The following is a 13695-nucleotide window of genomic DNA, read 5'->3' as shown; positions in this document are numbered from 1 at the left end:
ACATATGAATACGGGATTGCTGCTTGTGCTGGGTCTGCTGTCGCTCGGCCTTGTCACCCTGGTGGCGGCGCTGCGCTTTGGCGGGCCAAGTCCGGCGCCGGAGATGGCCAGTATCAACACCCCCTTCAAAACCCTTGACTGGAGCGGCCTGCCGCCGCTCTCAAGATACCCGGCCCGTGACGGCGCGCAGTTGGGCTATCGACACTATGCCCCCGCAGGCAAGGATGTCAGGGGTAGCGTTGTGCTGGTTCATGGCTCTTCTGCCAGCAGCCAGAGCATGCACATACTGGCGAGCGCCTTCTCGCAAGCCGGTTATGGTGCCTATACCCTCGATATCCGTGGCCATGGCGAGTCGGGCCAAAGAGGCACGATAGCCTACATAGGGCAACTGGAAGACGATCTGGAAGATTTCGCCGCAGCAGTGGCTCCGAGCAAACCTGCCACCCTCGCAGGCTTCTCATCCGGCGGTGGCTTCGTGCTGCGTGTTGCTGGCAGCTCACGCCAAACCCTGTTTGAAAACTACCTGCTCCTCTCCCCGTATCTGGGCCCCACTGCCGCCAACTACCGACCCAACAGTGGTGGCTGGGTGCGTGTCGGCATTCCTCGCCTCATTGCCCTGAGCATCCTCAACGGTTTCCATATTTCAGCACTCAACCATCTGACCGTGCTGAACTTTGCGCTCAATGAAGAAGCGAAAGCTCTCCTGACCCCCTCCTACTCATTCAACCTCGCCTCGAACTTCCAGCCAGAGCGCGACTACCGGCAGAATTTGCGCAATGCAAAGCGCCCCTGCGCCGTGATTGCGGGCACCGATGACGAGGCGTTTAAAACCGACCAACTGGAACCCGAGTTAAGAGCGCTCGGCATTCAATGGCCCGTCACCCTGGTGCCGGATATCGGTCACATTGCCCTGACTCTCGATAAGCACGCCCTGGCTGCAGCCGTTCAGGCCGTGGAGAAAATGACGCAGTAACAGCGCCGCCCTCACCGACTATCAAGGCCGCCTCATTGCCTGCAGATGCGAGTGCCATATCCAGCACGTGCAAGGCGGCGTTGGTGGCCTACTCCAAACACAGATAGCCCGTATATTCAGTGTCATTAGCCCGTCAGCCCCGTCCGCCAAATGACATGTCTGTGAAAAGTGCCCTGTATGTCCCAAGACAATGCCGAACAATAAACAGTATTGATTAATATTTCCGAACATACTTTTGATATTTCAATCACATCAGAATTGGCTGATAAAAATCCTTATCCATCTGGACGTCTATCTTGACCGAATGGCCCTGACTCACTACTGTAGGCGCCCCATAGCGGCAGGATGCCCGCCAGGCTCACTCCCCTATCTGGGCTGGCTGCGACAGGGAGGTCATGTTCAACCACAGAGGAACACATGATCCAGACCCAACCCAGTGCCAGAGCCCTGCTGCCTCTTCTGGTCTTTCTCGCTCTCTTTATCGGTACCGGCACCTGGCTTACCCTGCAGGGGGTGGAATTCGCCTTCTATCAGCTGCCCACCCCCGTGGCTGCACTGCCCGCCGTCATGCTGGCACTGACGCTGGGGAAAGAGGGGTTCAACAAGAACCTTGAAACCTTCTTCAAGGGGGTGGGTGACAGCAGCATAATGGCGATGTGCATCATCTATCTGCTGGCTGGCGCCTTCGCCACCGTGGCCAAAGCCACCGGTGGAGTCGATGCCACTGTTGCACTCGGTCTGTCGCTGATCCCGGGCTGGTTCCTGCTGCCGGGGCTGTTCCTCATCTCTGCCTTTATTGCCACTGCCATGGGCACCTCCATGGGCACGATCGGTGCCGTGGCCCCCGTGGCTCTTGGCGTGGCCCAGGCAGCCGGTATCGATCCGGTACTGATGGCCGGCACCATTCTCTCCGGCGCCATGTTCGGCGATAACCTCTCCATCATCTCCGACACCACCATAGCCGCGACCCGCAGCCAGGGCTGCGAGATGAAGGACAAGTTTCGCGAGAACTTCAAGATTGCCGCCCCCGCCGCCATCGCAGTGATCCTGCTCTATCTGACCCTGGGATCCGTAGGGGAAGCCCCCGCCACGACAGCCCATGCGGATCTGTTCAAGGTGATGCCCTACCTGCTGATCCTGGTGCTGGCCCTGTCCGGCATGAACGTCTTCATGGTACTGGGCATTGGCATACTGGCCGCCGGCGCCGTGGGCATGGTCAGCGATTATCCGCTGGGCCAGTTCAGCAAGGACATCTATCAAGGCTTCACCGGCATGCAGGAGATCTTCCTGCTCTCCATGCTGATCGGCGGTCTCGGCGCCCTGATGGAGCGCCAGGGCGGGCTGGCCTGGATCAGCGAGCGGATCAGCGCCCTGATCGCCCGCTTTACCCGCCAGCACGATGGCGAGCAGAACGAGAAGGCGGCCGAGCTCGGCATCGCCGGCGTGGTGGGGCTGACCAACCTCTGCACCGCCAACAATACGGTGGCCATCATAGTGGCCAGCAAGGTAGCGCGCGAGCTGGCGGAGCATCACGGCGTCACCCCGCGCCGCGCCGCCTCCATGCTGGATATCTTCTCCTGCGTGGTACAAGGACTCATCCCCTGGGGCGCACAGGCGCTGCTGCTGGGCTCCATCTTCGCATTGTCGCCACTGGCGGTGGTGAGCATGAGCTTCTATCCCATGGCCCTGGCGCTGGCAGCGCTGGTGGCAGTGTTCGTCAAGCATCAGATGGGCAAGACTTCTGACAAGTAACCAAATCCGCTGCCGGACGGGGCATTGAGTCCTGCCCGGCGGCCCATTCAAGCAGGGCTGGTCGCGCTGTTCATCCCTCGCCAGCCTTGTTAAGGTAACCCCAACCCGTTACGGCAACCCATCTGCACCACACGGGTGCACACCAGAGGAGCCCCCATGCCGGATGATACCCAGCCTGAAAGACAATCCCTGCGCCAGCTCATCCGCCAGCGCAGAAAGAGCCTGAGCCAGGCCGAGCAGCAGGAAGCCGCCCAGCGGCTGGTTGCCCAGTTCAAGCAACATCCGGAGATACTGGCGGCCAGACGCATCGCCCTCTATCTGGCCAACGATGGCGAACTCAATCCCCTGCCCGCCATCCACTGGCTCTGGGCCCAGCAAAAAGAGGTCTACCTGCCGGTGCTGCACCCCTTCACTCCGGGTCACCTGCTCTTCTTGCGCTATACCGCCACCAGCCCCATGACCCGCAATCGCTATGGCATCGCCGAGCCTGAGCTGGACATGTCCCAGGTGGTGCCTCACAGCACCCTGGACCTTATTTGCACTCCGCTGGTGGCGTTCGATGCCGAGGGCAACCGGCTAGGCATGGGCGGCGGCTATTACGATCGCACCCTCGCCTGCTGGCATGAACACAGGCTGGGCCCCAAACCGCTGGGGATCGCCCACGACTGCCAACAGGTGGATGCCGTGCCACAGGAGCAGTGGGACGTGCCGCTGCCGCAGATCATCACCCCCAGCCGCTGCTGGCAATTTCCATGACCATCAGGCATCGGCCCGTACTGACTGCCTGCCCCTCTCTGTCTTGGGCTTGGCCTGCTCCGTTTTGCGCGCGATACCGCCACTTTTGCACATAGCTCTGCCCCGTCCGGGTGACAGGGCTCAATAAACAGGCAAACGATTTACATCTTGGGGGTTTTTGGGCCGGAACGTGAGCGCTGTGGTCGCTCTGAGGGGGATGCTTGGATATAATGCGCCCGCTTTTTCCCCAAAGGATCCATCATGACTCAAGATGAAATGAAGAAGGCGGCCGGTTGGGCTGCGCTCAAGTACGTGGTTCCCGGCACCATAGTCGGGGTCGGCACAGGCTCTACCGTCAACCACTTCATCGACGCGCTGGCGACCATGAAGGACGAGATCAAGGGGGCCGTATCCAGCTCAGTGGCCTCCACCGAGCGCCTCAAGGGCTTTGGCATCCAGGTGTTTGACCTCAACGACATTGATGCCCTCTCCGTCTACGTGGATGGTGCCGACGAGATCAATGCGACCCGCGACATGATCAAGGGCGGTGGCGCGGCCCTGACCCGCGAGAAGATAGTGGCGGCCGTGGCCGACAAGTTCATCTGCATCATAGACAACACCAAAACCGTGGACGTGCTGGGCCAGTTCCCGCTGCCAGTGGAAGTGATCCCCATGGCCCGCGAATACGTGGCCCGCGAGATCCGCAAGCTGGGCGGCAATCCGGTGTGGCGTGAAGGTGTGGTCACCGACAACGGCAACATCATACTGGACGTCAAGGGCATGGCCATCGAGGATGCCAAAGGGCTGGAAGTGCAGCTCAACGCCATCGTCGGTGTGGTCACCAACGGCCTGTTCGCCCACCGCGGTGCGGACGTTGTGCTGATCGGCACGCCGGAGGGCGTGGTTACCCAGTAATACCTATGGATGGGGGCAGCTCAGTTCCGCAGCCACCGCAGGCTGATGCCCCAAGATAGCCCCCTGAATGGATGACGGCGCCTGATGGCGCCGTTTTCATTTATCCCTCAATGAGTTGCAAACTATGGTTTACAACTATCGTTGAAAACTTCAAAGAATTTGACTTTCGTCACAAATATTCCCTCTCCCAACCGTTTTTGTTACTTTACGGTTTTCTTCACACGCCATATCTGCACTCATTCTTTGCATACATAGAGGGATCGTCATGACTGCCAAGTTTTCGCTGGACAAGGATAAGATCAAGGTGCTGCTGCTGGAGGGAGTCCATCCCAACACGGTGGAAACCTTTCGTGCCGCCGGTTACACCAGCGTGGAGTACCTCAAGACCTCCCTGTCGGAAGAGGATCTGATCGAACGCATTCGTGACGTGCATTTCGTGGGTCTGCGCTCCCGTACCCAGCTCACCGAGAAGGTGCTGGATGCCGCCGGCAAGCTGGTTGCCATCGGCTGCTTCTGCATCGGCACCAACCAGGTCGACCTCGATGCCGCCCACCTGCGTGGTATCCCCGTCTTCAACGCCCCCTTCTCCAACACCCGTTCGGTGGCCGAACTGGTGCTGGGAGAGATACTGCTGCTGCTGCGTGGCATCCCGGAGAAGAACGCCAAGTGCCATCGCGGCGTGTGGGAAAAACTGGCCAACCGCTCGGTCGAAGCCCGTGGCAAGAAGCTTGGCATCATAGGCTACGGCCATATCGGCACCCAGCTCGGCATCATAGCCGAGAGCATAGGCCTGAAGGTCTACTACTACGACATCGAGAACAAGCTGTCGCTCGGCAACGCCATTCAGGTGCCGAGCATGGTCGAGCTGCTCAACATGTCTGACATCATCAGCCTGCACGTCCCCGAAACCGCCTCCACCAAGGATCTGATCGGTGCCGAGCAGCTGCGCATGATGAAACCGGGCGCCATCTTCATCAACGCCTCCCGCGGTACCGTGGTAGACATAGATGCGCTGGCCGACGTCATCAAGAGCGGCCACCTCTCGGGCGCCGCCATCGACGTCTTCCCGAGCGAGCCCAAGTCCAACGACGAGGAGTTCCTGACCCCGTTGCGCGGCCTGGACAACGTGATCCTGACCCCGCACATAGGTGGCTCCACCCAGGAAGCCCAGGAGAACATAGGGTTGGAAGTGGCCAACAAGTTGGTCAAGTATTCCGACAACGGCTCCACCCTCTCCGCCGTCAATTTCCCGGAAGTCTCACTGCCGGGCCACAAGGGTTCCAGCCGCCTGCTGCACATTCACCGCAACCAGCCGGGCGTCATGAACCAGATCAACCAGATCTTCGCCGAAGAGGGGATCAACATCGCCGGTCAATACCTGCAGACCAGCAGCCATATTGGTTACGTGGTGATCGACGTGGAGACGGAGCACAGCGAGAAGGCCCTCGCCAAGCTCAAGGAGATCAACGGCACCATACGTGCCCGGATCCTGCATTGATGCCCTGAGCCCCAGCGCTCGGCCAGCAAAAAGCCCGTCTCGATGACGGGCTTTTTTATGCTAGAAGTGCCAGGAGGAAGGTTGATCTCGCAACCTACCACCAGCTCAGCTGGGTTATGCCCCGTCGGGCTTTTCTTGGTACCGAAAGATCTACCACCAGCCCAGCAGATTGCGTCCCACCAGGGCGCCCCATACCAGCGCATTGAGGGCCAGCGCGATAAACACCGCAGCAGAGCCGAGATCCTTGGCGCGGCCCGACAGCTCGTGATGCTCCGAGCCCACCCTGTCCACCACAGCCTCTATGGCGGAGTTGAGCACCTCGACGATCACCACCAGCCAGCTGATGCTCACCAGCAGCAGGATTTGGTTGAGGGAATCCCCGAGCCAGAAGGCCAGTGGCATCAGCAGCAGGATCAACATCAGCTCCTGTCGGAAGGCCGCCTCGTTGATCCAGGCTGACTTGAGCCCCTTCATGCTGTAACCGGTTGCGTTGATGATGCGGGTAACCCCGGTTGCTCCTGGCTTTGCCACGCTATCTACCTCATTTGGCGTCGTTTTGGGGTTCACATCCTATCAGAGCCCCTCAAGGTTTCAATCAGGGGGTTTTTGCTTTATTTTATCCCCTTGCATTTTCGGCACGCCGTCGAGCAACAGCCCACGCCACCCACTCGAGAATTGAGTCGTATGTCCATTCACACCGATGAATTGCGCACCCGTCGCCTGGAGTCTCTGATCACTCCAAGCGAGCTCGCGCACGCCTTCCCTATCAACGACACCATTGCCCAGAATCTGCTGGATGCCCGCCGCGAAGTGGAAGCCATTCTGGCCGGTGAGGATCAGCGCCTGCTGGTCATCGTCGGCCCCTGCTCCATCCATGATCCGGCCGCCGCCCATGAATACGCCCGCCGTCTCAACGCCCTGCGCGAGCAGTACAAAGAGAGCCTCTGCATCGTCATGCGTACCTACTTCGAGAAGCCGCGCACCATAGTCGGCTGGAAGGGGCTCATCAATGATCCGCGCCTCGATGGCAGCTTCGACGTCAACGAAGGGCTGAAACTGGCCCGCAAGCTGCTGGTCGACATCAACGAGATCGGCATGCCCACCGCCACCGAGTTCCTCGACATGGTGACCGGCCAGTACATCAGCGATCTCATCACCTGGGGCGCCATCGGCGCGCGCACCACAGAATCCCAGGTGCACCGCGAGATGGCTTCGGCCCTCTCCTGCCCGGTTGGCTTCAAGAACGGCACCGACGGCAACACCCGCATCGCCATCGATGCGGTGCGCGCCGCCCGTCACAGCCACATCTTCTACTCCCCGGACAAGGACGGCAAGATGACCATCTACCGCACCGCCGGCAACCCCTTTGGCCATGTGATCCTGCGTGGCGGCCACAGGCCCAACTACGACACCGCCAGTGTCGACGAGGCGTGCGAGGCCCTGGCCGATGTGGGCATGCCCGAGCGGCTGGTGGTGGATTTCAGCCACGGCAACAGCATGAAGGATCACCGCCGCCAGCTGCTGGTGGCGCAGGACATCTGCGATCAGCTGCGCCGTGGCCGTACCGGCATCGCCGGCATCATGGCCGAGAGCTTCCTGGTGGAAGGGCGTCAGGATGTGGAGAACGGCTGCGCCGCTACCTTCGGCCAGAGCATCACGGATGCCTGCCTGTCGTGGAGCGACACCGAAACGCTGCTGGCCATGCTGGCCGAGGCCGCGCAGGCACGCCTTGCCAAGCGGCAGGGCTGAGCCCGGCATGACAGAGACTGGCTGGCGAATAGTGCCCCTCGATGAGGCCCGGCTGGCGCAATGGGCGGCCCTGCGCCAGCAACTGTGGCCGCACCACGGGATCGCTGCCCATCTGCAGGAGGGGGGCGAGTTGCTGACCAATGCCGGCCTGAACGCCTTTCTGGCGCTGGATGAGCAGGATCAGACGGTGGGCTTTGCCGATGCCGCCCTGCGCCACGATTACGTAAATGGCTGCGAAAGCAGCCCGGTGGTCTATCTGGAAGGAGTCTATGTCCAACCGGCGTCGCGCCGGCGAGGGCTGGCGCGCGCCCTGATCGCCCAAGTGGCGCATTGGGGCCGCGAGCTGGGTTGCCGCGAGCTTGCCTCCGATGCCGCCATCGACAATCTTGCCTCACAGCGCATGCACGAGCGACTCGGCTTTGCCGAAACGGAGCGAGTCGTCTTCTTCAAAAAGGCCCTCGGCTGACGCCAAGGGCCTTTCTTGTTTCTCACAGGCTCGGCATAAACCAGACCCGACCGGCCGCCTCAATGCGATCCGTCTTTATCTGGAACACCCGCTCCAGCAAAGCCTCGTCGATAAGCGCGGTCCCACCCTCGCTCACCACCCGCCCCTGTTGCAGACAGAGGATCCGATCCGCCCAATCGATAGCCAGGTTGATGTCGTGGATGGCGAGCACCACCAGCAGTCCCTGCCGGGCCAGCGTCTTCAGCAGCCGCAACAACGCCAGCTGATGGTGCAGATCCAGCCCTGCCAGCGGCTCATCCAGCAGCAGTACCCGGCCTGCCGGATTGAGGCTGGGCCATAGCTGCAGCAGGGTGCGGGCGATCAGCACCCGCTGCTGCTCCCCGCCGGAGAGTCGACTGAAATCGCGTGCCAGCAGGGTGCTCAGCTCCAGTGCATCACACAGGGCGTCAATGGCCTCGCTCTGGACCCGCTTCACATCGCTCTGCGTGCCGGCTTCCACCCCGTCGTCCAGCCCTATGGCCAGCACCTGAAACACCGGAATATGAAACAGCTGGGGCTGGCGCTGAGGCAGCATGGCGCGGCGCCGGGCCAGCTCGGGCCAGCTCAGCTCGCTGACCGCCTCCCCGCACAGCCGCACCATACCCGTGGCGGGCAGAATGCCGGCCAGGGCGCCGAGCAAGGTAGATTTGCCGCTGCCGTTGGGGCCGAGCAGGGCCACCAGCTGGCCCCCCTGCCAGCACAGATCGAGCGGGGCCAATCGCTCGGGGATGGCGAGGGCGCGTGCCTCGATCAGGGGAGCCGGTTCAAGCGAAGAGGGATCAGCGGGCGACATCGGCATCTTGCCTCAACAGCAGGTAAATGAAGAGCGGCGCCCCCACAGAAGCAGTGATGACACCGATGGGCAACTCGCCTGCGCTCAAGGCAGAACGTGCCACCAGATCGGCCCCCAGCAACAAAGCACCGCCCCCCAGCGCCGAGGCGGGCAACAGGAAGCGCTGGTCGCTGCCGCCGCACAGGCGCAGCAGATGGGGCACCACCAATCCGACGAAACCGATGACACCGCACAGGGATACCGCCAGGCCGGTGAGCAGACAGACCGCCAGCACCAGCCGCACCCGCATCCTGTCCACATCCAGCCCCATCAGGCGAGCCTGGGTCTCCCCCAGCAACAGTTGCTGCAAGGCCTTGCCCTGCCAGCAAAGCCAGCCGAGCGTCAGCGGCAGCACCAGCCACCACCAGCCGAGCTGCTGACTACCGTAGGCGAGACTGCCCATCATCCAAAACATGTACTCGCGCAGGGAGCCATCGTCGGCAAAGTACATCAGCCAGGTCATGGCCGCATTGGTGAGAATGCCGATGGCCACCCCGAACAGCAGCAGACGGGCATGGCCGAGCCGGGCCCGGCGCGCCAGCCGTATGAGCAGCATGGTCACCAGCAGGGCGCCACCGAAGGCCGCCAGCGACAGTCCCCAGCCCGGCAGATAGACGCCGAGGGATTTGGCCACCGCCATCGCCACCATGGCAGCCAATCCCGCCCCGCTCGACACGCCGAGCAGGCCGGGCTCGGCCACCGGGTTGTGCAGCATCACCTGCAGCACGGCGCCACCACAGGCGAGCGCGGCCCCTGCCAGCAGGGCCAGCAGGGCGCGCGGCAGCCGCAGCTCCAGCAGGATGCGCTGTTCGAGCTCTCCCATGGGTTGCCAGGGTAGCAGCACGAATTCGCCCCAGGCGAGGGAGAAGAGAAACAGCGTGAGGGTCAGCAGCGCCAGACCGAGCAACCAGCCCCGCTGCCAGCGGCGCTGGCGGGCGAGCAGAGAGAGATACACAGAGGATCCCCGAACGTGAACAAGGCCCGGCGCCGATGAGGAATTGACCCGCCCGGCGCACAAGGACGAAAAACGCATGATAACAGCGTGTTACCACCCGAGGTCAAGGCTGGTAAGGCTTGGCCAAGGCTGGTAAGGCTTGGCCAAGGCCTGGATTTCGCCGCTGGCCACCAGCTCCTGCAACGCCAGCACCAACGGCTGTCTGAGCGCCTGGTGGGGTGACTGCTTGCTCATGCCCAGATAGAGCACCACAGGCAGGGGCGGCTGGTAGGCCGCCTTGATGAGACCGGCCTCGTTGTGCTGGCTCAGGGCATAATCCACCTGGCAGTCGGTGCCTATCATCAGCGGCAGATGGCCACGCTGCACCATGCGCAGCAGTTGATCCTCGGTGGGTACGCCGTGCTTGTCGAGCCGGTTGTCGGTATCAAACTGCTCAAAATAAACGGAATTGAGCACATAGCCCACCTTCTGCCCCTGCAGATCGGCGTAGGTGCGCAGGGTTGATACCGCCGCAGCCTTGCCATAAAACGCAGGTCGGCACTGGTAATAGGCCGGTTGCAGATAATCGATGAATTGTGCCCGCTCCGGCGTCATGGCCAGGCCTATCATGAGGTCGACCTGACCGGTCTGCATCTGCTTGAGCGCCCGTCCCCAGGGGACCCGCTTCACCTCGAACGGTATGCCGCTGCGGCGTTGCAGCCGTTGCAGAATGTCCATGTCCAGCCCGCGGAACTGACCGTCCGGTTGCGAAATCCGAAAGGGTGGCCAGACATCGGTGGCCACCGTCAGGGTCGGCGACCCGTGCGCCAGGCAGGCAAACAGCAGACCAAGCACACCCCAGCTTGTCTTGCCCATCCCGTTGAACCTCGTGTTACCCAATCCTTGATGGGTTAAAAATACCCTGCTGCCCCACTTATGGAAACCCGTGCTTCAGAGATAAAATGCGATTGATTTTAAAGGAGAACCTAATGAACCCTATCATTGCCAGTATTGGTCTGTTGGTGTGCAGCAACGTCTTCATGACCTTCGCCTGGTATGCCCATCTCAAGAGCATGAACCACAAGCCCTGGATCATTGCCGCCCTGGTGAGCTGGGGCATAGCCCTGTTCGAATACCTGTTGCAGGTGCCCGCCAACCGAATCGGCCACACGGTGCTGAGCGTGGGCCAGCTCAAGATATTGCAGGAAGTAATCACCCTCACAGTGTTCGTCCCCTTCTCCGTCTTCTATCTGAAAGAGGATCTGAAGTGGGATTACCTCTGGGCTGGTCTCTGTATCATGGGTGCGGTGTTTTTTGTGTTTCGCGAGAAACTCACCGGTGCCTGAAGCTGTACACTCTATGACATTCAATGCAATGGCATCTGCTTGATAGACGAGGCAAAACCATGGAATTGCGAGACATGCTACAAATCCTGGCCCAACAGGACGGCTCCGACCTCTATCTGTCGACCGGCGCCCCCCCCTGCGCCAAGTTCAACGGTGGGCTGCGCCCCCTGTCCGAGACGTCGCTCGAGCCGGGCGAGGTGGCAAAGATTGCCGCCGACATCATGGACGGCGAGCAGAAGCAGCAGTTCGAGCGGGAGCTGGAGATGAATCTCGCCATCTCGTTGCCCCAGATAGGGCGCTTTCGGATCAACATCTTCAAGCAGCGCAACGAAGTCTCCCTGGTGGCCCGCAACATCAAGACCGAGATCCCGCGCTTCGAGGACCTGAAACTGCCCCCCGTGCTGCTCGACACCATCATGGAGAAACGCGGCCTGGTGCTGTTTGTAGGCGGTACCGGCTCGGGCAAGTCCACGTCGCTCGCGGCCCTCATCGACCATCGCAACCGCAACAGCGGCGGCCACATCATCACCATCGAGGATCCGGTGGAGTTCGTGCACCGCCACCGCAAGAGCATCATCAACCAGCGGGAGGTGGGGGTGGATACCCGCAGCTTCCACGCCGCACTCAAGAATACCCTGCGCCAGGCGCCGGACGTGATCCTTATCGGCGAAATTCGCGACCGCGAAACCATGGAGCATGCGCTGGCCTTCTCCGAAACCGGGCACCTCGCCATCTCCACCCTGCACGCCAACAACGCCAACCAGGCGCTGGATCGCATCATCAACTTCTTCCCGGAGGAGCGCCGCCCGCAGCTGCTCAACGATCTGGGCAACAACCTCAAGGCGTTTGTCTCCCAGCGGCTGGTGAAAACCACGGATGGCGGCCGCCGGGCGGCGGTGGAGATCATGCTGGGCACCCACACCATTCGCGACATGATCAAGCGCGGTGAATTTGGCGGTCTCAAGGAGGTGATGGAGAAATCCAAGGCCCTCGGCATGGTCACCTTCGACAGCGCCCTGTTCGATCTGGTGGTGGAAGGGGTGATCGAAGAGGAAGAGGCGGTGAAAAACGCCGACTCGGCCAACAACCTGCGCCTCAAGATCAAGCTGTGGAAGGAGAAGGGCCAGATAGCCAGCAGCAGCGATGCCACGGGTTGGAGTCTGGAGCCCACCAAGGATGAAAGTAACGATCCCTTCTAGTGCAAGTCACCCCCTCCCCCGTTAAACAGACACCCGCTTCGGCGGGTGTCTGTTTTAAAAAATGCTGTTTATTCAAAATCATCCCTGCCCTCTCGGCCCGCTGACAACCTGACATCTGGTGAACTATCGCGCTCCCTGCGACAATTTCTGTCATCACAAATGATAAAATCATCACTTCGTCGAAAAACCATGTGAGAAGTGTGACTGAAAGCACTTTCAAACCAGCTTCAAAGGAGGCACTATCGAAGAGATATATCAATAAAGGGGTATTCAATGTTGTTACAACCTGCCAATACAGCAAAATCCAGACAGTTGCTGAACGAGACCATGGCCTTGGTTCTCGCAGGAGGGCGGGGCAGTCGCCTCAAGCAGTTGACGGACAACAGGGCGAAACCGGCAGTGCATTTCGGCGGCAAGTTCCGCATCATCGACTTCGTACTCTCCAATTGCATCAACTCGGGGATCCGCCGGGTCGGCGTGGTCACCCAATACAAGTCTCACAGCCTGCTGCGCCACCTGCAATCGGGCTGGTCATTCCTTCGCTACCAGATGAACGAGTTCATCGACTTGCTGCCAGCCCAGCAACGGGTGGACGAGGTCAACTGGTATCGCGGCACTGCCGATGCCGTCTATCAGAATCTGGATATCATTCGCGATCACGGCCCCAAATATGTGGTGGTGCTGGCGGGGGATCACATCTACAAGATGGATTACGCCGCCATGCTGCTTGACCACGTCAACATGGGCGCCAAAGTCACGGTGGCCTGCATCGAGGTACCACGTACCGAAGCGAGCGCCTTTGGCGTGATGGCGGTGGATGAGGATCGCAAGATCAACGCCTTCGTCGAAAAACCGGCCAATCCGCCGGCCATGCCGGGCAAGGCCGATATGGCACTGGCCTCCATGGGGGTCTATATCTTCGAGGCCGAGTATCTCTACCAGTTGCTGGAAGAGGATCTGGCCAACCAGGAATCCCACCACGATTTTGGCATGGACGTGATCCCGCGAGTGGTCAAGGAGGGCACAGCCTACGCCCATCCGTTCAGCATGTCCTGCGTCGGCTGCTGCCCGCAAAAGCGCCCCTACTGGCGCGATGTGGGGACTGTGGATTCGTTCTGGGAAGCCAACATGGATCTGGCCTCAGTGACGCCCGAACTCGACATCTATGATCAGGAGTGGCCAATCTGGACCAGCCAGAACATGACGCCCCCCGCCAAGTTCGTGCAGGACAGAAACAGTCAGCACGGCATGACCATC

General features: G+C 60.9%; 14 protein-coding genes. 10 read left to right on the top strand and 4 right to left on the bottom strand.

The window, feature by feature from the left end; all coding sequences use genetic code 11:
* The first annotated feature begins 4 nt into the window (after positions 1 to 4).
* The 5 genes from BN1128_RS03045 (at position 5) to serA (ending at position 5873) form a co-directional block, all read left to right on the top strand.
* Positions 5 to 973 (top strand): alpha/beta hydrolase, encoded by a 969-nt coding sequence (locus BN1128_RS03045; protein WP_042866216.1) that lies wholly within the window; start codon positions 5 to 7, stop codon positions 971 to 973.
* A gap of 417 nt (positions 974 to 1390) precedes the next feature.
* A complete protein-coding gene (locus BN1128_RS03040) occupies positions 1391 to 2725 on the top strand; it encodes a Na+/H+ antiporter NhaC family protein (RefSeq protein ID WP_042866215.1) in 1335 nt (444 codons plus the stop codon).
* A gap of 156 nt (positions 2726 to 2881) precedes the next feature.
* On the top strand, positions 2882 to 3481 hold the full coding sequence (locus BN1128_RS03035; protein ID WP_042866214.1) for a 5-formyltetrahydrofolate cyclo-ligase: 600 nt from the start codon (positions 2882 to 2884) through the stop codon (positions 3479 to 3481).
* A gap of 240 nt (positions 3482 to 3721) precedes the next feature.
* Complete coding sequence (rpiA, locus tag BN1128_RS03030; RefSeq protein WP_042866213.1) at positions 3722 to 4375, top strand: ribose-5-phosphate isomerase RpiA; 654 nt, start codon at positions 3722 to 3724, stop codon at positions 4373 to 4375.
* Between the two features lie 265 nt (positions 4376 to 4640).
* A complete protein-coding gene (gene serA, locus BN1128_RS03025) occupies positions 4641 to 5873 on the top strand; it encodes a phosphoglycerate dehydrogenase (protein WP_042866211.1) in 1233 nt (410 codons plus the stop codon).
* A gap of 150 nt (positions 5874 to 6023) precedes the next feature.
* Here the strand turns inward: serA and BN1128_RS03020 are convergent, their stop codons facing one another.
* Positions 6024 to 6404 (bottom strand): diacylglycerol kinase, encoded by a 381-nt coding sequence (locus BN1128_RS03020; RefSeq protein ID WP_042866210.1) that lies wholly within the window; start codon positions 6402 to 6404, stop codon positions 6024 to 6026.
* A 153-nt stretch (positions 6405 to 6557) separates the two neighbouring features.
* Here BN1128_RS03020 and BN1128_RS03015 point away from each other — a divergent pair, with 153 nt between their 5' ends.
* Positions 6558 to 7622: a 3-deoxy-7-phosphoheptulonate synthase gene (locus tag BN1128_RS03015; RefSeq protein ID WP_042866209.1), complete on the top strand. Its 1065-nt coding sequence runs from the start codon at positions 6558 to 6560 to the stop codon at positions 7620 to 7622.
* A gap of 7 nt (positions 7623 to 7629) precedes the next feature.
* Complete coding sequence (aac(6'), locus tag BN1128_RS03010) at positions 7630 to 8088, top strand: aminoglycoside 6'-N-acetyltransferase (RefSeq protein WP_042866208.1); 459 nt, start codon at positions 7630 to 7632, stop codon at positions 8086 to 8088.
* Between the two features lie 22 nt (positions 8089 to 8110).
* On the opposite strand, the gene BN1128_RS03005 is transcribed toward aac(6'), so the two are convergent.
* The 3 genes from BN1128_RS03005 to BN1128_RS02995 form a co-directional block, all read right to left on the bottom strand.
* Positions 8111 to 8920: an ATP-binding cassette domain-containing protein gene (locus tag BN1128_RS03005; RefSeq protein ID WP_042866205.1), complete on the bottom strand. Its 810-nt coding sequence runs from the start codon at positions 8918 to 8920 to the stop codon at positions 8111 to 8113.
* Positions 8907 to 9914: a vitamin B12 ABC transporter permease BtuC gene (gene btuC / locus BN1128_RS03000; protein WP_042866204.1), complete on the bottom strand. Its 1008-nt coding sequence runs from the start codon at positions 9912 to 9914 to the stop codon at positions 8907 to 8909. The genes BN1128_RS03005 and btuC overlap by 14 nt, the downstream gene beginning before the upstream one ends.
* Positions 9915 to 10004: 90 nt before the next feature.
* Positions 10005 to 10769, bottom strand: a complete 765-nt coding sequence (locus BN1128_RS02995) for a substrate-binding periplasmic protein (RefSeq protein ID WP_042866203.1) — start codon at positions 10767 to 10769, stop codon at positions 10005 to 10007.
* Positions 10770 to 10882: 113 nt separating this feature from the next.
* Between BN1128_RS02995 and BN1128_RS02990 the strand changes: the two genes are divergently transcribed.
* The 3 genes from BN1128_RS02990 to glgC form a co-directional block, all read left to right on the top strand.
* Positions 10883 to 11239: a DMT family protein gene (locus BN1128_RS02990; RefSeq protein WP_042866201.1), complete on the top strand. Its 357-nt coding sequence runs from the start codon at positions 10883 to 10885 to the stop codon at positions 11237 to 11239.
* Positions 11240 to 11298: 59 nt separating this feature from the next.
* Entirely contained in the window at positions 11299 to 12438 is a 1140-nt protein-coding gene (gene tapW, locus BN1128_RS02985; protein WP_042866198.1) for a type IVa pilus ATPase TapW, read from the top strand.
* Positions 12439 to 12711: 273 nt separating this feature from the next.
* On the top strand, positions 12712 to 13695 hold a 984-nt coding region (gene glgC, locus BN1128_RS02980; RefSeq protein WP_042866264.1), incomplete at its 3' end, for a glucose-1-phosphate adenylyltransferase.

It is taken from the genome of Aeromonas piscicola, from assembly GCF_000820005.1.
GTDB classification, from domain to species: Bacteria; Pseudomonadota; Gammaproteobacteria; order Enterobacterales; family Aeromonadaceae; genus Aeromonas; species Aeromonas piscicola.
The sequence above is the reverse complement of the archived record's forward strand: the minus strand, read 5'-3'. Positions and strand labels throughout refer to the sequence as shown.

Coding starts and splice junctions, on each gene's coding strand:
- BN1128_RS03045 (WP_042866216.1), top strand. CDS start 5: ATGAATACGGGATTGCTGCTTGTGCTGGGTCTGCTGTCGCTCGGCCTT.
- BN1128_RS03040 (WP_042866215.1), top strand. CDS start 1,391: ATGATCCAGACCCAACCCAGTGCCAGAGCCCTGCTGCCTCTTCTGGTC.
- BN1128_RS03035 (WP_042866214.1), top strand. CDS start 2,882: ATGCCGGATGATACCCAGCCTGAAAGACAATCCCTGCGCCAGCTCATC.
- rpiA (WP_042866213.1), top strand. CDS start 3,722: ATGACTCAAGATGAAATGAAGAAGGCGGCCGGTTGGGCTGCGCTCAAG.
- serA (WP_042866211.1), top strand. CDS start 4,641: ATGACTGCCAAGTTTTCGCTGGACAAGGATAAGATCAAGGTGCTGCTG.
- BN1128_RS03015 (WP_042866209.1), top strand. CDS start 6,558: ATGTCCATTCACACCGATGAATTGCGCACCCGTCGCCTGGAGTCTCTG.
- BN1128_RS03005 (WP_042866205.1), bottom strand. CDS start 8,920: ATGTCGCCCGCTGATCCCTCTTCGCTTGAACCGGCTCCCCTGATCGAG.
- BN1128_RS02995 (WP_042866203.1), bottom strand. CDS start 10,769: ATGGGCAAGACAAGCTGGGGTGTGCTTGGTCTGCTGTTTGCCTGCCTG.
- BN1128_RS02990 (WP_042866201.1), top strand. CDS start 10,883: ATGAACCCTATCATTGCCAGTATTGGTCTGTTGGTGTGCAGCAACGTC.
- tapW (WP_042866198.1), top strand. CDS start 11,299: ATGGAATTGCGAGACATGCTACAAATCCTGGCCCAACAGGACGGCTCC.